This window comes from Bradyrhizobium sp. URHC0002 (assembly GCF_054059515.1).
Genome location: NZ_JBSSCF010000001.1, coordinates 2618438 through 2638463 on the forward strand (window position 1 = coordinate 2618438; position 20026 = coordinate 2638463).

A 20026-nucleotide genomic window follows, 5' to 3' on the forward strand; every position below is an offset into this window, starting at 1 on the left:
AGATGTCAGCATGGATCGAGGTCGGACCAGCACGATCGATGCCGCAGTTGTCGGCGAAACCCGGCGCGGGCATGATCCCCGCGTCGGCATGGGAGTTATGAGATGAACGCCAGAACCGGTTCCAGCGTCGAGCGCCGCTTCGTCACGACGCCTCTCGGCCGCATCCACGTCGCCATGGCAGGAACCGGTTTTCCCGTCCTCCTGCTGCATCAGACGCCGCGCTCGTGGGACGAGTACCGCGATGTGCTGCCGCTGCTCGGCTGCGATTTCCGCGCGATCGCGATGGACACGCTCGGCTTCGGGGATTCCGACCGGCCTGCCGGCGACCCCTCGATTGAACTGTGGGCAGAGGGCGCGTTCGCGCTGCTCGATGCGCTGGAACAACCGCGCGCCGCGATCGTGGGCCATCATACCGGTGCGGCGATCGCGGTCGAGATGGCCGCTTCGGCGCCTGCGCGCGTCGGCGCGCTGGTACTCTCGGCCTGTCCTTTCGTCGATGCGGCCCGCCGCGCCAAACACCACGGCACGCGCGTCATCGACGATGTGGAGGCGCGGTCCGACGGCGCTCACCTCGCTGAGCTCTGGGCGCGCCGGCAGCCGTTCTATCCCACTGATGACATTGATCTGCTGCAGCGTTTCATGATCGATGCGCTGCGGGCCGGCGAGATGGCGGCGGAAGGCCACCGGGTGGTGAATCGCTATCGGATGGAGGACCGTCTGGGGCAGATCCACTGCCCCACGCTGGTCATTGCTCCGACGGGCGATCCGCACGTTCATCCGGTGGCTCCGAAGGTCGCTGGAGCTATCGAGGGCAGCATCTTGCGCGAGCTCTCAGGAGGCATGGTGCCGCTTCCCGATCAGATGCCGGCGGCTTTCGCCGGCCTGGTCCGCGATTTTATCGCCGCTCACATGCCCAAAAACTGAAACGCCCCGCTCAACCGCGGCGAATGGGAATTCGCCCGCAGCACCTGCTGTTCCGAGGTTGATGATCTCAGCCACGAGTGATGAGCCTTTATCAACGCAACTACCAATGCGACGCGCGCCCGCCCAAGCGCCGCTGCCTGCCAATTGTTTAAAGCCTAAAGTATTTCTTGGCCGCAGGTCAATACGCCAGATTCGTGCTCCGGGGAAAAAATTTGCGGCGGCGCGTGCGGCTGCGAAGGCTGAATTCGCCTGTGCAAAAGGGTGAGGCGCTACCTGCCTGTCCTTTCGGCACCCGATCTTGTGGCGCGCTGAACGCATCGGCGCGCGGTTCAATTGACGCCAAAATTATTTTGTGGTTGAAATATTTCGGTCGATGGAATGGCGCTACGCTGCGGCGCGCTTTCGCAGCGACCGGCATGTGCGTGTCGTCAGCCCTCTCAGGCTGCGGAGGTTCGAGGACCGGCACGCGCACCTCTGAACAGGATACCCGCTGTGCGCATCTTCTGGCAGAGCTTCGTCGATCAGGCTACGAGCGCGCCTTACATGGCGCGGCTTGCGGCCTATCTGAACGAGATCGCGGCGCCCGGCACCAGCGTGCATGTCGAGGGCATCACGCCCGCCGACCGCGACTTTGGCCGCCTGAGCGAATTTCGTTGCGCGATCCAGGCGGTGGACAACGGGCTCGCGGCGCAGGAGAGCGGCTTCGACGCCTATGTCATGGGCCACTTCCAGGATCCGGGATTGTACGAACTGCGCTCGGCGCTCACGATTCCGGTGGTCGGGACGGGAGAGGCGACGCTGCTCGCGGCCTCGCAGCTTGGGCGGCGGCTCGGCCTGGTCACGCTCGATTCAGCTTTCGAGGTCTGGCATTACGAGCAGGCCGACCGGTACGGGCTGTCCGGCCGCGTGGCGCACGTCACCGGGATGGGCTGCCGTCCGGAGGATTTCAGCGCGGCGTTCGCTGGCGACGCGGCGGCAAAAGCGCGCATGCTGACCGACTTCGCGGCCTGCGCGCAGCCGCTGGTCGATCGCGGCGCTGATGTCATCATCCCGGCCGGCGTGTTGCCTGGTTTGCTCATTGCGAGCGAGCACGGCTTCAAGATTGGTCATGCACCCGTGGTGAACTGCGCGGCGGTGGCGCTGAAGAGCGCCGAGATGTGGGTACAGCTGCAGCGTCTCAACGGCACCGAGCCGAGCCGGGGGCCGAGCTTCGCGCTGGCCAACGACCGCGCCCGCCAGGATTTCCGCGCCACCGTGGCGCGCACGCAAGCCGACAAACCAAAGCGCCCTTGAGGACAAGACATGCTGCAGCCAGACAAGATTCTGTATGAAGCCGAAGTGACCGCGACCGGCGGGCGCGATGGCAAGGCCGCGAGCGAGGACGGGCTTTTGTCAGTGTCGCTGTCGCTGCCGAAATCGCTGGGCGGGCCGGGCGGACCGGGAACCAATCCGGAGCAGCTTTTTGCCGCAGGCTACGCCGCGTGCTTTCTCGGTGCGGTAAAACTCGTCGCCCGCACGCGCAAGATCACGCCGTCGGCGGAGCCGACCGTCACCGCCAAGGTCGGCATGGGGCCGGTCGCGGTCGGCTACGCGCTCACCGTCGAGCTCAAGGTGCTGCTCCCCGGGCTGGAGAAATCCGTCGCCGAGGAAGTCGTTGCCGGCGCGCACGAGCGCTGCCCTTATTCCAACGCAACGCGCGGCAATATCGACGTCAAGCTGACCGTGCTCTGAACGGCCCACAGGAACCGGTAGTCCGATGCAGAGCTCCGTCCGAACACCTTATGATCGGGTCGTGATGGCGGTTCCGGTGACGATTCCCTATGTGCGCTACTCGATCGAGAGCGCGCAATGGTGGATCGGCCGCGCGCTGAAGTCGCTGATCGACGGCGCCGGAATCACGCCGCGCGATATCGACGGGTTCTGTGTTTCGAGTTTCACGGCGGGGCTCGACAGCGGGATCAGCCTCACCCAGCATTTCGGCCTGTGCGTGCGCTGGATCGACACCATTCCGCTCGGGGGCGCAAGCGCGATTGCCGCGCTCCGCCGCGCCGCGCGGGCGGTGCAGGCAGGCGACGCCCGCATCGTGGCCTGCGTGGCGGGTGATACCAACCACGTTGATTCCTTCCGCTACACGCTCGAAAATTTCTCGCGCTTCAATCAGGATGCCGTCTATCCCTATGGAGCCGGCGGCGCCAATGCGAGTTTTGCACTGATCGCGCGCAACTACATGCGGACGTTCGGCGCGCGGCGCGAGGATTTCGGCAAGCTCGCCGTGGCCCAGCGCAGCAACGCGCTTCGCAATCCCCATGCTTTGATGAAGGCACCGCTGACCATCGAGCAGTATATGTCGGCGCGACCGATCGCCGATCCGATCCATTTGTTCGACTGCGTGATGCCGTGCGCGGGCGCGGAGGCCTTCCTGGTGATGAGCGAGGACGTCGCCGCTTCGTTGAAGCTACCTGCCGCCAAAATTCTCTCAACCATCGAGCGCCACAACGCGTTTGGCGACGATCCCGTTCAGGTGCGGGGCGGATGGGCTGTTGATGTCGACGAGCTCTACGCGATGGCCGGCGTCAAGCCTGACGATCTCGACTTCGTCCAGACCTACGACGATTACCCCGTCATCTCGATGATGCAGTTCGAGGATCTCGGCTTTTGCCGGAAGGGCGAGGGGCCGGACTTCGTCCGGCAGCATGATCTCACGATCGACGGCAACTTCCCGCACAACACATCCGGTGGGCAGCTCTCGGTCGGGCAGGCCGGCGCGGGCGGCGCCTACCTCGGGGTGGTTGAGGCGCTGCGCCAGGTGCTCGGGCAGGCCGGTCCGACGCAGGTTAGGGATGCGCGCATCGGGTTGGCGTCGGGCTTCGGAATGATCAATTATGATCGCGGCCTCGCCTCGGGTGCGGCGATCCTCGCAGGACCAGGCGCATGATCGAACCGATCGCAAAGCCGCGCCGGAAGAATCCGCTCAAGCGGACGAGGCTGCCGACGTCGCCGCCGCGCGCACGCAGCCGCGCCTCGCACGGTTTTACGCGGGCCGCGGCCGAAGGCCGTTTCATGCTGCAGCGCTGCGGCGGTTGCGGGACGTTCTGCTATCCGGCGCGCGATGCGTGCCCCACGTGCCTTTCCGCCGATCTCGCCTTTGTGGACGCGCCGCGGCGGGGCACGCTTCTGTCCGAAACCACACTGCACATCCCGGCCGACGTGCACTTCCGCGAGCGTGCACCGTGGCGCGTCGGGCTGGTCGCGATGGAATGCGGGCCCAGGCTGGTGACGCACCTGCATGCCGATTGCGAAGAGGGCGGGCCGGTCGTGATGTCGTTTCAACTGGACAAAAGCGGGCAGGCGGTAGCCTTCGCGCATCCCGAACGGGAGACCACCAACATGGCTGACGACAGGCAGTGGCGTGAGATGACGTCCGATCCGAAATTCCGGCGCGTTCTGGTGACGAACGGGCGGAGCATCGTCGGTCAGGAAGTCGTGGCCGCGCTGAAGGCGGCCGGCGCATCGATCGTGTTCGTCGGCGTCGCCGAACCGTGGAAGCCTTTCCGCGGCGAGGATGCGCTGCGCGCGCTGGAGGGTGTCCAGATCGTGCCGCTCGATATCGGCGATGAAAAATCCGTTGCCGATCTCGCGGCCGACATCGGCGGCAAGGTCGATATTCTCGTGAACACCACCGAACATGTCCGCTCCGGCGGGCTGCTCGATCGGCAAGGCACCAGCGTCGTGCGCGACGAGATCGACCAGAGCTATCTCGGCTTCGTGCATCTGGCACAGGCGTTTGGGCCGGCGATGCGGATGCGGGGCTCCGATGGCGTCAATAGCGCCGCGGCCTGGGTCAATATCCTGTCGGTCTATGCGCTGGCGAACTGGCCGGTGTTCGGCGCGTATTCGGCGTCGCAGGCCGCCTGTCTGTCGCTGTCGCACTGCCTGCGGGCGGAGCTTCGGCCCGGCGGTGTCAAGGTGGTGAACGTGTTCACAGGGCCGCTTGATATCGAATGGTTCCAGACGGTGCCGCCGCCGAAGGTCGCGCCGCGCGCGGTTGCGTCGTCAATCGTGTCGGCGCTGAAGCGCGGACTGGAGGATGTGTTCGTGGGCGATGTCGCCGAGGACATTCGCCAGCGCCTTGCGGCCAACCCCAAGGCGGTCGAACGTGAACTCGGGGCGTAGGCGGGTTTGCCAGAAACGGGAGAAGCGCAATGGATAGCAATGATCTCATGCAATTTGCCGGCGCGGTGGCATCCGGCGCGGTGCGCGTCGTCGATCTGACGTTTACGCTCAGCCCGGACTTCCCCGTCATCGTGCTGCCGCCCGAGTTCGGCCAGGCCGCGCCGGTCCGCATCCAGCAGATTTCGCGCTACGACGCGAGTGGTCCCGCCTGGTACTGGAACAACCTGACTTTTGGCGAGCACACCGGCACGCATTTTGACGCGCCGATCCACTGGTTCACCGGCAAGGACCTGCCGAACAATTCGGTCGACACGCTGCCGGTGCGCGACATGATCGCGCCGGCCTGCGTGATCGATTGTTCGGCGCAGGCCGCAAAGGATGCGGATTTTCTTTTGACGATCCCGGTCGTTGAGGCCTGGGAAAAAAGCCACGGGCGGATTCCGGAACGACACTGGGTGCTGCTGCGCACCGACTGGTCGAAGAAGGGTTGGCGCGACTACGCCAATTTGAAAGACGACGGCGCGCACACGCCCGGGCCGGACGCCGCCGTGATGCGCTGGCTGGTCGAGGAGCGCGGTGTCATCGGCCTCGGCACCGAGACGATCGGGACCGATGCCGGCCAGGCCGGTCATCTCGATCCGCCCTATCCGGCGCACCATTTCCTGCACGGCGGCGGACGCTACGGCCTGCAATGCCTGTGCAATCTCGACCAGCTTCCGCCGACTGGTGCTGTGATCGTGGCCGCGCCGCTCAAGATTCAGAATGGCTCCGGCAGCCCGCTGCGCGTCCTTGCACTGGTCCCCGCGGGATAGTCTTAAGTCCCATCATCCACATCGAGTGACATCATGAAAATGAAAGAGACCTTGTTGATCGGCGCAGCACTCCTGCTCGGCGCCATGGCGCCGGCGCGTGCCGAAATCCTTGTCGGCTTCGTAACCGGCCTAAGCGGCCCGGTGTCCTCGATCGGCGTGCCGAACGCCAAGGGGCTCGCCGCGGGTCAGGCCTATATCGGCGAGATCGATGGCGAGAAAGTCCGCGTCATCCAGCTCGACGACGGCTCGGATCCGGCCGCGTCGACGCGAAACGCCCGCAAGCTCGTTGAACAGGAGAAGGTCGACTTCCTGATTGGCACGTCAGGCGCACCGCAGACGCTGGCGATGGCTACCGCTGCCATCGAGATGAAGGTCCCGATGGTGGCGGTTTCGCCGATCGCGCCGGTCCCGGCCGGAGACGGCGGGCCCTGGGTGGTGCAGACGCCGCAGCCGATGCCGCTCCTCGTTCAAGGCATCGTCGATCACATGAAGAGCCGCGGCGTGAAGACCGTCGCCTTCATCGGCTTCTCCGATGCTCTCGGCGATCTGTTCTATAACGCCCTGCTACAAACTGCTGAAGCGGCCAATATCAAGGTGATCGCGAATGAGCGCTATGCGCGTTCCGACAATTCAGTCACCGCGCAGGTGCTGCGTGCGATCTCGGCGCGGCCCGATGCGATCATGCTGGGTGGCACCGGGACGCCGGGCGCGCTGCCGGTGATCACGTTGTCCGAACGTGGCTACAAGGGACCGCTCTATGGCAACAATGGAATGATCAGCGCCGACTTGCTGCGGCTTGCTGGCAAATCGGCCGAGGGCATCATCTGCCCGACGGGACCGATAACGGCAGCCGAGCAGCTTGCCGAGAGCAATCCGATCCGCAAGGTCGGGCTTGCATTCCGCGCTGCCTATGAGAAGGCCAATGGCGAGGCGCCGACCGACGGGTTTTCGCCCTATGCCTTCGATGGCTGGCTGGTATTCATGGATGCCGCCAAGCGCGCCAAGGCGGCGGGTGCGGTGCCCGGCACGCCGGCATTCCGCAACGCGCTGCGCGAGGCGCTGTTCACGACCAAGGAAGTCGTGGGTACACATGGCGTTTATACCTATACGCCGGCCGATCGTCACGGTGTGGACAGCCGCTCACGTATTCTGGTCCAGATCGAAAACGGCAAGTACAAGCTGCTGCCGTGACGGCGGCAGGCCCGCGGCTCAGCCGTGACGCAGCTTGGCCTTGAGCGCGCGCATGTCGATTGCGCGCTTGTCATTGACGGACGCCGCCGCGAGCGTCTTGATCTCGCCTCGGGCGAGCTTGCGCGTCGACGATAATGGCAGTTCGTCGACGATGGCGATATAGCCGGGCACCTTGTGATAGGCGAGGCGCTCGGCGCAGGTCTTGACGATAGAGGCCGCGAGCGCATCTGCGTCGTCGATCTCGGCATTCGGCACGATGAAAGCGAAAACCTCCTCGCCGCGGATGTCGTCGGGAACGGGGGTCACCGCGCAGCCGCCGATGCGCGTATCCATGTACAGCGCGCTTTCGACCTCGAGCACGCCGATATTCTCGCCGCTGCGCCGCACGATGGTCTTCTTGCGATCGAAAAAATACATCAGCCCGTCTTCGTCGGCGAAGACGAGGTCGCCGGTATGGAACCAGCCGTCCTGCCACGCCGCTTCGGTGGCTTCCTCGTCCTTAAGATACCCGCTGAAGAATCCCGCGCGGGCATCTTCGCCCTTGGCGCGGACCAACAATTCGCCGGGCTTTCCAGGCGCGACGTCGGCGCCAAGATCGTCGACGAGGCGATACTCCATGCCTTCGGATGGCCGGCCGACGCAGCGCGCGCCAAAGCCGGGCGGTTCGCGCGAGGTGGTGGTGGCTGCCGCACCGCCGGTCTCGGTCATCGCCCAGGCCTCGACGATCGGGATGCGGTAGCGCTCCTCGAAGGTGGCGCGGTGGCGGACATCGACGCCGGGCGCGAAGGCGAAACGCACGCGGTGCTGTCGTTCCACCTCGGTCACCGGCAGTTGCAGCAGAATGGCCGGGATGACGCCGAGACAATGCACGACGGTCGCGCCGCTATCGGCCACGCACTGCCACCAGCGGTTGGCATGAAAGCGGTCAAGCGGAACCACGGCGCCGCCGAGCACCATCATGCCGACCGCGCTGCAGCCGAGCGCGTTCATGTGAAACATCGGCAGCGGCGTCAGGTTGATCTCGCGGTCCGGCTGCAGCGCGGCCACGCCGCCTTGCGCGAGATACCAGTCTGCGACCTGCAGGAAATAGCGGTTCGAAAGCATGCAGCCTTTTGGCTTGCCAGTGCTGCCTGAGGTGAACAAGAGCGCGCATTCGCCGTTGAACTCGGCATGCTGCGCGACGACGTCCGTCTGGCACGACGGAATGCGGCTGTCGGTATCGATCAGGCGCGCGCGTCCGAGTGCCGCTCCGTTCGTCACCTGCATGCGATCAGATGCCGCCACCAGCAGATCGGCCTGCGAGAGCTCAAGCTGGAAGGACAATTCGTCGGGCCGGACGTCGGGGTTGATCGGAACGATCGAAACCCCGAGCGCATTGAGCGCGAGCCAATGCAGGAAGAAAACCGGGCGATTTTCGAGCAGCAAGGCAACCCGCGCCCCGCGTCCGTAGCCGGCGGCCGCGTATTCCGCGCTTAGCCGATCGACCTCGGTCTTGAAGGCGCCGTATTCGATTCTGAATCCTTGCGGCGCGTAGGGCAGTCCCGCGCTTGCCGGCGCCAGCAGGAATGGTGCGTCCGGACGCTTTTTGGCCGTGGCGGCAAAGGCATCGGATGGCGATCGATACGTATCGAGGCTCATGCGGACACAGCTCCTGTTGAGGCCTCCAGCCGCCGCAAAGGGATGGCGGCCGGAACCCGCACGCAGCCCTTGCCGCGGCGGCAGCTTTCGTGAATACTTTAAGCCTAAACTATCTCGTCGGCCAAGTGCGATCTATTGCAGATCTGCCCGGCGAAACCTTTAGGAGGCACGTGTGCAGGCAGGCAATAGCGGCACGGCCAGGCAGCGGTCGGGTGTGCCGATCTGGTCGCAAGCGGCTGAACGCTTCCCACCGGCGGACCGGGTTCTCTCGACCATTCTGACGCGGCAGGCCGCGCGATACCGCGACCGCACGCTATTCGTGTTCGGCGAAACACGATGGAGCTATACCGAAACGGCTGCGATCGCCGCCGCATCTGCGGCCCGCCTGATGCGCGCCGGAGTTCAGGCCGGCGACCGCGTCGCGCTGATATGTTCGAACCGGCCGGAATTCCTGGAAGTCTATCTCGGCTGCGCCTGGATGGGCGCCGTGACCGTGCCGATCAACACCGCGCTGCGCGGCATCCAGCTCAGCCACATCCTGCGTAACGCCACGCCAAAACTGCTGGTGATCGAGTCTGGCTTCATGCCGGCGATCGAAACGCTGGAAAGCGACGTCGCGCCGCCGGATATTGTCTGGATGATCGGAGAGGGCGCCGTGCCCCCGGCAATATCAGGATCGGTCTCGCCACTGCCTGCACTCGGCGAGGGAGCCCCGCCCGCGCCCGTGCGGCCGGACGACACGGTTGCGATCCTCTATACGTCGGGCACCACCGGTCCCTCCAAGGGTGTCTGCTGCCCGCAGGCGCAGATGTTCTGGTGGGGCGTCCATTCGGCGCGCGCGCTCGGCATCCGCGAAGGCGATGTGCTGTTCACGACGCTGCCGCTGTTCCACACCAATGCGCTGAATGCGTTCTATCAGGCGCTCCTGAACGGCTGCACCTACGCGCTCGAGCCGAAATTTTCTGCCTCCGGTTTCTGGGCGGCGGCGCGCCGGCATCAGGCGACCGTCGGCTATCTCCTCGGCGCGATGGCCGTGATGCTGCTGGCGCAACCGACATCCGCCGACGACACTGCGCATTTCCTGCGGGTCGCGCTCGGCGGTGGCGTCCCGGGGCAATTTCACGGCCCGTTTCTCGAACGCTTCGGCGTGCCGCTGCTCGACGGCTACGGTTCGACCGAAACGAATTTCGTGTTCGCAAGCTCCATCCCGTCCGATCGCCCCGGCACCATGGGCCATCTCGTCGAGGGCGTGGAGGCCTGCATCGCCGGCCCCGACGACGAGCCTGTGCCTGACGGGGAGGCCGGCGAGCTGCTGCTGCGTACGCCCGAGCCGCTTGCGTTCTCGACGGGCTATTTCGGAATGCCGGAAAAGACGGCCGAGGCGTGGCGAAATCGCTGGTTTCATACCGGCGATCGCGTCGTGCGCGATCCGGATGGCCACTACCGCTTCGTCGACCGGATGAAGGATTCGATCCGCCGGCGCGGTGAGAATGTTTCATCCTGGGAGGTGGAGCAGGTGCTGCTAAAGCATCCGGCGATCGCGGCCTGCGCGATCTATCCGCTGCCGTCCGAACTCGGCGAGGATGAAGTTGCGGCGGCCGTCCAGCTCGAACCCGGCCATGTGCTGGAGGGAATCGATGTCGTCAGGCATTGCGAGGGCAAGATGGCGTATTTCGCCGTGCCGCGCTTTGTCCGGATCGTCGCCGAAATGCCGTTGACCGAGAACGGCAAGATCCGGAAGGTCGCGCTACGCGAGGCCGGAAGGACGCCCGACATCTGGGATCGCGATGCCGCGGGATACAGACTGCGCCGTTAGAGCATGATCCGGAAAAGTGGGTACCGGTTTTCCCTCGCGACCAACGCTGAACGCGTTTGCGCGGAGATCATGCTCCAGAATCAGGCGCGGGCCTGATCCGTCGCACGCTTCACGGCGTTCTTCAGGTCGTCGAGTTCCCTGACCAATCCGTCGAGCCGCCCCTTCGGGACTTCGGCAAGCAGGGAGGCCAGCCAGAGGCCGTGTTTTTTTGCCATCCGCCTGAACGCCTTCCTGCCCTCCGCCGTCATGCAAACGATCTGCACGCGACGGTCGAGCGGCGACGGCGACCGCGTGATGAAGCCGTCTTCGACCAGGCGATCCACGATCGGGGTCAGATTGCCGGCCGTGACCATCAGGCGTTTTGGCAGCTCACCCAGCACCAGCCCGACAGGCTCGCGATCGAGCTGTGCCAGCACGTCAAAGCGCGGCATCGTGAAGTCGAACTCTTCCCGGAACTGACGGCGAAGCTCGGCCCCGATCAAGGACGTGCAGGCGAGGAGGCGAAGCCATACCCTGACCTGGGCGCGGTTGTCCGAGTCTTCCTCGGCCATGTTCTCTTCGTCGATCAGTGCGATCTCCCTGCCGGCCATCAATCCATGCCTCCGAAACTCCCAGTGCAGCCGAGCGGATCGGCATCAAAGGTTCCGAAACGAACGTGTAAATCCTTTAGGACCAAATCAAGTCCCGGAACGAGAGTGGTATGAACGATCTCGTCGCCGGATTCGGTTGCCTGCCCGCACCTCGACCGTAGCGGAGGACATCGCGGCTGGGCAAGCGGCGCGGGGGCCCGCTTGTGCGGGAAACAACCCAAATTTCCTTCAAAATGGGGCTATGCGTCTCAACGCTGAACTTTCGATTGAGGGGCGGGGCACGGCGTAGGGAGACTTCAACGCTCGACTTTGCGCGTCCGCCCGGTTATAGAATAATACTTTATACCTAAACTAAAATGAGCGCCCCGCATGGCCCGTTTTGAATCCATGACACTCTCCGAACTACCGGGCGGCATCTGGCGCACGCGCCTTCCGGTGCGCTTCGGCTCCTGCGATCCGGCCGGAATCGTCTACACGCCGGAATATCTCAACCTGTTCAACGGCGTGATCGAGGACTGGTACGGCGATGCGCTCGGACTGCCCTATCATGAACTGGTCGGAACACGGCGAACCGGCCTTGGCTATGCGCACGTCTCGGCGGATTTCGCCAAGCCCAGCCGCATGGGTGAGGTGCTCGACGTCGCGGTCATCGTGCGCGATATCGGACGCACCTCGCTGAAGCTCACGGTTCACGCGTTCAAGGATGGCGCCGAGTGCGTCCGCGCCACCTTCGTCACCGTGACGACCTCGCTGGTGGATCACAAAGCGATTGCGCTGCCCGATGACATGCGCCTCGCGTTGAAGAATTACCAGGCGCGCTGCGACGAGCCGGCCAGCCCTGCCTCAACAAGACTGCGATACGGATCGAGCAGCCTGCCGGCGTGACTGCCGTTACCAAGATGGACGCATCGAGCGCGCGGTCCGCTCATATGAGCTCGCCGACCACGATGCCGACGGCGCGGCCGTGTGGGGAGCGTCAATCGTCTGCCTCATCTGAGGTGGCAGCCTTCTGTATCATTTCCTATCTATTGGCGGACAGGAAGCAATCAAGCTTCACATTGTCTTGTACCTGCCCCGAAGGAGTCCCCAATGCGCGTATTGGCTTGCACGATTCTGACGATCGGAACGATGCTGGTCGCCGCGCCCGCGCGCGCCCAAACCTATGATCCAAACTACCCGGTTTGCCAGCAAGTCTACGGTATTAGCGGCGGCTATTACGACTGCAGCTTTACTTCGCTGGCGCAATGCGCGGCGTCGGCATCGGGCCGCGGGGGGCTGTGCCTGAACAATCCGTATTTCGCGCCGGGCGACAGGAAACTGTCTCGGCACCGCGGCGTTTACTAGAGCGTTTTCCAGCGAAAGCCTGCCCCGGATTTGATCCGGGGTGGAGACCGGTTCGCGTCAGGAAAACGCGTCAAATCAAAAATCTGGAGCTCCTTTCGGATTCCATTGGAACGGAAAAAGGCTCTGGAGGCGACTGCATCGGCTTGCTTGGGAGGGGTCATGCCCAATTTTGCCCACGCCGTCGCTTCTACGTATAATCCGGCGAACCACCCATTCCGTGAGGTCATGTGACTGCCCCCAATCCCGCTGCCGGCAAACCGGTCGATTCCGCCTCCCTTGTCAACGTGCCCCAGTTGGTAACGGCCTATTTCGCGTCGAAGCCGGATCCGTCCGATCCCACCCAGCGCGTTGCCTTCGGAACCTCGGGCCATCGCGGGACGTCGCTGAAGACCTCCTTCAACGAAAATCATATTCTGGCGACGACGCAGGCGATCTGCGACCACCGCCGCGAAACCGGGCTCACCGGTCCGCTGTTCGTCGGCATCGATACCCACGCGCTCGCCGAGCCGGCGCTGGTGAGTGCCGTGGAAGTGTTTGCCGCCAACGGCGTCGACATCATGATCGACGAGCGCAGCGGTTACACCCCGACGCCCGTCATCTCGCATGCGATCCTGAGCTACAACAAGGGGCGGACCAGCGGACTTGCCGATGGCGTCGTCATCTCGCCGTCGCATAACCCGCCCGAGGATGGCGGATACAAATACAATCCGCCGCATGGTGGCCCGGCCGACACGGATGTGACGGCCAAGGTCGAAAAGGCCGCCAACGCCTACATGGAAGCCGATATGAAGGGCATTGCGCGGGTGCCGTATGAGCGCGCCCGCAAGGCGCCCTCGACGCATCTGCACGATTATATCCGCCCCTATGTCGCCGATCTCGGCAGCGCCGTGGACATGGCGCTGATCAAATCATCGGGAGTGAAAATCGGCATCGATCCGCTCGGCGGCGCCGCCGTTCATTACTGGCAGCCGTTGATCGAGCATTACGGAATCAATGCAAGTGTTGTGAACACCGCCGTCGATCCGACGTTTCGTTTCATGACGGCGGACTGGGATGGAAAAATCCGCATGGATTGTTCCTCGCCGTTCGCGATGGCAAGCCTGATTGCGATGCGCGACAGGTTCGACGTCGCCTTTGCCAATGACACCGACGCCGACCGGCACGGCATCGTGACGCGCACGGGCGGGCTGATGAACCCGAATCATTTTCTCGCCGCCGCGATCGCGTATCTGTTCGAGCATCGGCCGCAATGGGGCAGCGAGGCCGCGATCGGCAAGACCATCGTCTCCAGCTCGATCATCGACCGTGTCGCAGGCAAGTTGAACCGCAGGCTGGTCGAAACCCCGGTCGGCTTCAAATGGTTCGTCGAAGGCCTCGGCAGCGGTGCGTTCGGATTCGCCGGCGAGGAAAGCGCCGGCGCTTCGTTCCTCAAGCACGACGGCTCGGTCTGGACGACCGACAAGGACGGCATGGTAATGGGGCTGCTCGCCGCCGAAATCCTCGCCCGAACCGGCCGCGACCCAAGCCAGTTGTTCGCCACCCTCACGGCCGAACTCGGCGTGCCCTATTACGAGCGGATCGACGTGCCGGCGACGCCGAAGCAGAAGAGCGCGCTGAAGGCGCTCGGGCCGGAGCAACTCGATATGCGCCAGCTTGCCGGTGAACCGGTCAGCGCGATTCGGACCCGGGCGCCCGGTAACGATCAATCCTTCGGCGGCATCAAGGTCGAATCCGAGGCGGGATGGTTTGCCGCGCGGCCATCGGGCACCGAAGACGTTTACAAGATCTACGCCGAGAGTTTCCGAGACCAGAACCATTTGAAAACGATTCAGCAGGACGCCCAGCGCGCCATCGCGAAGGCTTTCTGAGTTCGTGGTGCGGCGGTTGAGGCTACGGGAAATCCCGACCGCTCATCGTGCAATGGGAGAATGTTGCGCCAGGCTGCGCCCAGCTGCACCAGTTCGGTACATCGCTGACCAGACGGGAACCGCGTAACGGAGTCGCGGGGGCATCGCGCCTGCGATCACGCTGAAATCACGAAGCTCCACGCAGTGTTAGCCTCGGGAGCTAGCTGCCAGAAAGCCGTCCGGGAACGGGGGGCCTGTAAGCTATCACGAGGTACCGGGGGATGAAATGAGTGCGGAATCGGTCGTCTACTACCTGAATCGAGTGCCTGAGAGCGATCCGAATGACCAAACCGAATGGCTTTTGACGGCATTGGGGCAATATACCGGCGCGGAACTGCGTGAACTGCTCTATGTAGCGGAAGAGCCGGGGTTCTTTGAATTGATGCGCGGGGTGTTCGCGCTTTCGGACGAGAGCCGTGCCCTCCTTCAGCATTTTCTCGAAACCGGCCACCCGCCGGCCATGAAGGCGGCGATCGACCCGAAGGGCCGGTTGACGATAGACCACGTCGATGTCGAGCAGCCCGTAAAAATGCTTCCTGTGAGCGCAAATTAGTACCAGAAGCTCTCTGAGGTTGTGTTAAGGTTCCCGCTTGAACAGTTGGGAGCCTGCCCATGTCGACGAGGAAGTCTGGCCCGCTCGATGCGATGGTGGGCACGAGGATTAGTATGTTGCGGCTCAACCGTGGCATGAGCCAAGCAATGCTCGCGGAACGCATCGGCGTTACTTTTCAACAGATGCAGAAATACGAGCGGGGCGCCAACCGGGTTGGCGCCCGCCGGTTGTCGCAAGTCGCCTCCGTGCTGGGTGTTTCCGTCGGCGCACTGTTCGAATCTTCCCAGGCCGAATCTCCCGGCTTGGATTCGTCGAAGCTGGTTGAGAGCATCGCCAGTCGAACTCCCGTAGCGAAGGCCACGGTCACGCCGTTCAATACTGTCGATCTTGGTGAGCGGCGTAAGTTTCCCTCGCGAAGATAGTCTTCGGCACGAAGTCGAACGGCGATCTCGTGGCGTCCCGCCATCCGGTTGGAGGCGTCGTCAGCCGGTCGCGCGAATCGCAAGCCGCTCCGGCGGCCTCACGCCAGGAATGAACTCGCCGATCCAGTCACAGCGCGTGGCTTCGATATGCCAGGACATTGCCTCGGCCGAATAGGGTGCGGGATCGGGAATGTCCTTGCGGATCTCCTTGCCGTCGAGCCAGCCGCAGCTGTGCGAGTAGCGCGCCTTGCCGACGAGATGGATGTCGCCGTGGTTCTGCAGCAGCAGGTAGCCATCGGCCGGAAAAAATGTACCGGCAAGCTCGATCGCGCCGGGCAACTGGCGCACCAACAGGAACGTGCTGGTGGATTGCGATTCCGATTCGGAAACCAGCACGCCGATCAGGCTGTGGATCGGCGCGATTCCCTGCGGTGCAACCAGTGCGAGAGGCTCCGTGATCGGGCCGGCCGTCGCAATCGAGAGATATTCGCCCTCCGGTCCCCAACGGCAGGCGATCAGCCACTCGCGGCTGCGGCTACGAATCAAGGTCGGCTTGGCATAGTCTGAACGGGCAATATCCGCAGCCATGGCTATGACTAAGGCTTTCGCGAGCATAAGTTCCTCCAGGGCGAGGGCGGGCTGGCCTCTCGTTCGGAGAATGCACGTCAAGTCGTGAGGTCACCGTGAGCGGTAGCGAAAATTCGATGCAGGAATTGTTTGCTCGCGCGGCATCGTTGCTTATTGGCAACGAAGCGGACGCCGTCGGCGATCACGATGCCAGACATATTCTGCAGGCGCTGGAATATGACTCGGAATCCAGCAACCCGGTTGATCCGGAGACCGCGAATCGCGCTCATCTGCTCATCGCAGCGTCCCGATTCGCGCGGGTGTTCGAACTGGCGTCACCCGACGCGCCCGGCCTGTTCAGCTTTGGCGCGCAATTCGATCCAGCGCTTGCCGATTCCTTGCATGACGGAAGCCCGATGGTCGGCGTTTCCGGCGTCGGTCTGACATTGCGGGATGCATTTCAGGGCTGCATCGGCGAGGGAATCGAGTATCTGTCTCAATTGCAGGCCGGGACCGACGTGTTGCTCAAACTCGGCATCGACGACCGGGCCGGAAAACTCGGTCCGAAGGCGCTGGAGCTGGTGGCTGCCGTTTCGGAACGCCGCATGCAACCAGAGCGAGTGCTTTCCTGGTGCCGCGCAACGAGGCTGACCGACGGCGGTGAAGTGTGGCTTCCGGCCGATATCTGCCTGCGCCGCCCGCCGGCGCAGCGCGACTTCGCGCCGCCATTCCCCTTGAGCATCGGATCGGCCGCCGCTCCGTCACGCGATGCCGCAGCACTACACGGCCTGCTGGAATTGATCGAGCGCGATGCGGCCAGCCTGTGGTGGCGGGGCGGTCAACTGGCCCGATCGATTCCGCCGCAGCATGAAGCCGGCGTCGTGGCGGAAGGATTGTTGCGGCAGCTCCGGCATGGTGCCTCGGTGCAGCGCCGGACATGGTTGCTCGATATCACGACCGATATCGGCGTGCCCTGCGTCGCGGCCGTCTCCTGCCGGGCGGACGGTTTCGGTTTTGCTTTCGGCCTCGCCGCGCGGCCGGCGCTCGAGGCCGCGGTCCGTTCGGCTACGCTCGAAATGTGTCAGCACGAACTCGCCGACGCCGTCGTCGCAACCAAACGCAGCGAGCGCGGCGATGACGCGCTCAACGCCCAGGATCGCATCCACCTGCAGCGCGCGGCGATCAATGCCGATCAGTGCAGCCTGTTGCAGCCGGTCGCGGAGTACGCGGACCATCTGCCCCTTCGTACAACTGAAGCGGGCGTCATATTTGCATTGATCGTTCAGCGTTTGGAGAAGCTGGGGATCGAGACGTTCTGCCTCGATCTGACGCGCCAGCGCTTCGCCGTTCCGGTAGTCCGCGTGATTGCCCCAGGGCTGCAACTCGAGCCATCCGAAATCGTCACGGCCCGGTTGCAGGATACGATTGGGCGAACCGGCGGCGGCGCAACCTATACCGGGGGTGTCTCTTTGATATAGACTGGCTGGAACTAATTAACCGGTCTCGGAAACCCGTTGTATGCCGGCCACTACAAACGCCATGACAGCAGACAAGGCCACGGCAGCGCCCGAAAATGCTCCGCGTATTTCGGTGTCGCTGGTCGGACGGCTCGGGGTGCGGTTCAACGGCCGGCCGATCGAACTGCGAACCCGCAAGGCCGGCGCGGTCCTTAGTTACCTCGCGCTGTCGGAGATGAAGCAGGAGAGCCGCGAGCGGCTGGTTGGCCTGCTCTGGAGTCGTTCGGACGAAGAAAAGGCGCGCGCCTCGCTGCGCCAGGTCGTTCGTGAGTTGCGTTCGATGCTGGAAGAGGCTGGATATGACGGCTTCGTCGCAGAGCGGCTGATGATCGGCATCGCCGTCGGACGAATTGAAGTCGACATTGAAAGCGTGATTCAGCTCGCCGAAGGTGGGCACGTTCACCCGCTGCTGCTCGATACTCCGCAGCTCGACGGCCGGCTGCTCGAAGGGATGGACGATCTCGATCCGTCGTTCCGGGTCTGGGTACTGGCCAAGCGGCAGACCATCCATGAACGGCTGATGCGAAATCTTGACGAAGGTTTGACCTCCGCAAGCGTTCCCGCCGACTCCAAAAAAAGGATTGCGGCCGCGATCGTCAATCTCGACCCGACCCATGAATATGCCTGCCGCTATCTGATGCGGGCGCATGCGGAAGAGGGCGATGTCGCCGGCGCGCTGCGCCTTTACAAGGCGCTGTGGGACCTCTTGGACCGCGACTACGCGATGGAGCCGTCGTCGGCCACGGAAGAGCTCGTCGCGAACATCAAGCTCGGCATTCTGGAGCGCACGCCGCCCGAACGGCCCGCCTCGGCGGCGAATGACGAATTCGCCGTCAGGATGGTCAGGGGGATGGCCCTCCAGCCGGTGGCCCCGATGACGCCGTCGGTCAATGCATCGGCCAGGACGCGCCTGGTGCTGCTGCCCTTTGCGATGCATGGCGTCGACGAGGACCACAGCCATCTGGTGCAGGGGTTCTCCCAGCATCTCGCCGCCTGTCTCGTGCGCTTCCGCGAATGGAGCGTGGTTGATCGCCCGCCCGCGGCTGTCGTGCTTCCCGCCTCGGGCACGGCGCCGCAATACTGCATCGAAACCACCGCCTACCAGGCGGGCGCCGAAATCAATATCGTGATGGTGTTGCGGGACGATACCATGGGGATCTATGTCTGGAGCGAAAGCTTCCGGCTCGGTCTCGGCAACTGGTTTGAAACCCAGCAGCGCATCATCCGCCGCATCGCGACTTCCTTGAACGTGCAGTTGTCGACCGAGCGGCTGATGCGGCTGGCAGGCGAGCCCGACGTTTCGCTCGATCTTCACGACCGCTGGCTGCGCGGCCAGAATCTCATCGCGAAGTTCGACAAGGAAAGCTGGCAGCGGGCGGTCGCGATCTTTCGCGAATCGATCCGGGAAAATCCTGCTTTCTCGCCGTTCTACAGCAGCCTTGTGCAGATGAACAACATCGAGCATCTCGTGCATCCCGGGGTCATTCGCAATCTCGACAAGGCAAAGGCGACGCTTGAACTGGCGAAAATCGCCGTTGAACTCGATCCGGTCGATTCCAGGGCGCATCTATGCTGCGGCTGGTCTTATGCGTTTGCGCTGCGCGAGGCCGAGGCGGCGCCGCACATGGACCTCGCGTGCGAACTGAACGACAACGATCCGTGGACGCTGCTGTCCAGCGCTCACTATTGCGCTTTCTGCGGCTCGATCGAACAAGCTCAGCTGCGCGCCAGCCAATCGCTTGCGCTTTCGCTGGCGCCCTCACGGCTCGAATGGGGCTATCACTGCATCATTCACTGCCTGTGCGGCGACTATGCGAGCGCCATAGAGGCCTGCGACCGCGCCAACAATGTCATTCAGACGCTGCCCGCATGGCGTGCGGCCGCGCTGTTCGAACTGGGGCAGCCCGAGTTGGCGCGCGAGGAAGCACAGCGATTTCTGAACGGCATTCGCTCGTTTTGGGTTGGGTCAGAAGCGCCGACCGACGTGGCCATCACACGCTGGCTTCTGCAAGCGCACCCCATCAACATCAAGGTGCGGTGGGAAACCCTGCGCCGCAGCTTGCGCGGCGCCGGGTTTCCGGTCGAAGGCATTGCGCCATTGTACTGGTGAAAAGGCCGCTCGTGGACTTCAGGCGCAGGCGCTTATGGTGTAGTCGCCGATACGTTCGGCATGCACCCTGAACTTCTCGCTCTCCGGGATCACGGGATCCATACCGTTGAACAGGCGCTTGTAGAACGGCGGAAGCGGATAAGTAGCTCCGGGCTGGTTGAGCAGCGCCTCGGAATCCTCGATCATCACCTTCGGCGGCAGCTTTACCGTGATCGTGTCCTGTTCCTGCTTCACGAACGTGATGTGCTTGAAGCGATCCGGCACGGTGGCGAATACCTGTGCTTTGGCGAGTTGCTCCTTGAACTCGTCCATCGTCTCCGGCAGCGGATAGACGTTGTCGTCTTCGAGGTAGTTCGTGCCGGTCGCCCAGGTCTTCACCAGCTTGCCCCAACGCTCATGGTTGGTCACCTGTAGCCTTTCGATACGCTGCATGGTCATACTCCTCCGGTTGAGTGAGACGGA

19 protein-coding genes are annotated in these 20026 nt (G+C 63.7%); 15 read left to right on the plus strand and 4 right to left on the minus strand.

Annotation, left to right across the window (positions count from 1 at the left end):
• Positions 1-102: 102 nt before the first annotated feature.
• The 7 genes from ACVWVY_RS12575 to ACVWVY_RS12605 all read left to right on the plus strand — a co-directional run bounded on the left by ACVWVY_RS12575 (position 103) and on the right by ACVWVY_RS12605 (position 7100).
• A complete protein-coding gene (locus tag ACVWVY_RS12575) occupies positions 103-924 on the plus strand; it encodes an alpha/beta fold hydrolase (protein ID WP_456626664.1) in 822 nt (273 codons plus the stop codon).
• 492 nt (positions 925-1416) lie between these two features.
• A complete protein-coding gene (locus tag ACVWVY_RS12580; RefSeq protein WP_456626665.1) occupies positions 1417-2217 on the plus strand; it encodes an aspartate/glutamate racemase family protein in 801 nt (266 codons plus the stop codon).
• A gap of 9 nt (positions 2218-2226) precedes the next feature.
• The gene (locus ACVWVY_RS12585; RefSeq protein WP_108520408.1) at positions 2227-2655 is read left to right on the plus strand and encodes an organic hydroperoxide resistance protein; all 429 of its coding nucleotides are present in this window, start codon (positions 2227-2229) and stop codon (positions 2653-2655) included.
• Positions 2656-2680: 25 nt separating this feature from the next.
• Positions 2681-3859, plus strand: a complete 1179-nt coding sequence (locus ACVWVY_RS12590; protein ID WP_456626666.1) for a thiolase family protein — start codon at positions 2681-2683, stop codon at positions 3857-3859.
• Positions 3856-5097, plus strand: coding sequence for an SDR family NAD(P)-dependent oxidoreductase (locus ACVWVY_RS12595; RefSeq protein ID WP_456626667.1), 1242 nt, complete (start codon positions 3856-3858; stop codon positions 5095-5097). Before ACVWVY_RS12590 ends, ACVWVY_RS12595 begins: the two co-directional genes overlap by 4 nt.
• A 29-nt stretch (positions 5098-5126) precedes the next feature.
• Positions 5127-5909: a cyclase family protein gene (locus tag ACVWVY_RS12600; protein WP_456626668.1), complete on the plus strand. Its 783-nt coding sequence runs from the start codon at positions 5127-5129 to the stop codon at positions 5907-5909.
• 39 nt (positions 5910-5948) lie between these two features.
• Complete coding sequence (locus tag ACVWVY_RS12605) at positions 5949-7100, plus strand: ABC transporter substrate-binding protein (RefSeq protein ID WP_456632187.1); 1152 nt, start codon at positions 5949-5951, stop codon at positions 7098-7100.
• A gap of 18 nt (positions 7101-7118) precedes the next feature.
• Here ACVWVY_RS12605 and ACVWVY_RS12610 read toward each other — a convergent pair whose 3' ends face one another.
• Positions 7119-8738, minus strand: coding sequence for an AMP-binding protein (locus ACVWVY_RS12610; protein WP_456626669.1), 1620 nt, complete (start codon positions 8736-8738; stop codon positions 7119-7121).
• Positions 8739-8910: 172 nt separating this feature from the next.
• Between ACVWVY_RS12610 and ACVWVY_RS12615 the strand changes: the two genes are divergently transcribed.
• A complete protein-coding gene (locus tag ACVWVY_RS12615) occupies positions 8911-10554 on the plus strand; it encodes an ATP-dependent acyl-CoA ligase (protein ID WP_456626670.1) in 1644 nt (547 codons plus the stop codon).
• Positions 10555-10634: 80 nt separating this feature from the next.
• Here ACVWVY_RS12615 and ACVWVY_RS12620 read toward each other — a convergent pair whose 3' ends face one another.
• A complete protein-coding gene (locus tag ACVWVY_RS12620) occupies positions 10635-11144 on the minus strand; it encodes a MarR family winged helix-turn-helix transcriptional regulator (RefSeq protein WP_456626671.1) in 510 nt (169 codons plus the stop codon).
• A gap of 369 nt (positions 11145-11513) precedes the next feature.
• On the opposite strand from ACVWVY_RS12620, the gene ACVWVY_RS12625 reads away from it, so the two are divergent.
• The 5 genes from ACVWVY_RS12625 to ACVWVY_RS12645 all read left to right on the plus strand — a co-directional run bounded on the left by ACVWVY_RS12625 (position 11514) and on the right by ACVWVY_RS12645 (position 15370).
• Entirely contained in the window at positions 11514-12029 is a 516-nt protein-coding gene (locus ACVWVY_RS12625; protein ID WP_456626672.1) for an acyl-CoA thioesterase, read from the plus strand.
• Between the two features lie 204 nt (positions 12030-12233).
• Positions 12234-12488, plus strand: a complete 255-nt coding sequence (locus ACVWVY_RS12630) for a DUF3551 domain-containing protein (RefSeq protein WP_456626673.1) — start codon at positions 12234-12236, stop codon at positions 12486-12488.
• A 227-nt stretch (positions 12489-12715) separates the two neighbouring features.
• Entirely contained in the window at positions 12716-14356 is a 1641-nt protein-coding gene (gene pgm / locus ACVWVY_RS12635; protein ID WP_456626674.1) for a phosphoglucomutase (alpha-D-glucose-1,6-bisphosphate-dependent), read from the plus strand.
• Between the two features lie 265 nt (positions 14357-14621).
• Entirely contained in the window at positions 14622-14948 is a 327-nt protein-coding gene (locus tag ACVWVY_RS12640; RefSeq protein ID WP_456626675.1) for a hypothetical protein, read from the plus strand.
• 59 nt (positions 14949-15007) lie between these two features.
• A complete protein-coding gene (locus tag ACVWVY_RS12645) occupies positions 15008-15370 on the plus strand; it encodes a helix-turn-helix domain-containing protein (protein WP_456626676.1) in 363 nt (120 codons plus the stop codon).
• A 60-nt stretch (positions 15371-15430) separates the two neighbouring features.
• Here the strand turns inward: ACVWVY_RS12645 and ACVWVY_RS12650 are convergent, their stop codons facing one another.
• The gene (locus ACVWVY_RS12650; RefSeq protein WP_456626677.1) at positions 15431-15985 is read right to left on the minus strand and encodes a hypothetical protein; all 555 of its coding nucleotides are present in this window, start codon (positions 15983-15985) and stop codon (positions 15431-15433) included.
• Positions 15986-16053: 68 nt separating this feature from the next.
• On the opposite strand from ACVWVY_RS12650, the gene ACVWVY_RS12655 reads away from it, so the two are divergent.
• Together ACVWVY_RS12655 and ACVWVY_RS12660 are read left to right on the plus strand one after the other, a co-directional pair.
• Positions 16054-17415, plus strand: a complete 1362-nt coding sequence (locus tag ACVWVY_RS12655) for a YcaO-like family protein (protein ID WP_456626678.1) — start codon at positions 16054-16056, stop codon at positions 17413-17415.
• A 40-nt stretch (positions 17416-17455) separates the two neighbouring features.
• A complete protein-coding gene (locus tag ACVWVY_RS12660) occupies positions 17456-19564 on the plus strand; it encodes a BTAD domain-containing putative transcriptional regulator (protein WP_456626679.1) in 2109 nt (702 codons plus the stop codon).
• Positions 19565-19582: 18 nt separating this feature from the next.
• On the opposite strand, the gene ACVWVY_RS12665 is transcribed toward ACVWVY_RS12660, so the two are convergent.
• Positions 19583-19996, minus strand: coding sequence for a hypothetical protein (locus tag ACVWVY_RS12665; protein WP_456626680.1), 414 nt, complete (start codon positions 19994-19996; stop codon positions 19583-19585).
• Between the last annotated feature and the right edge of the window lie 30 nt (positions 19997-20026).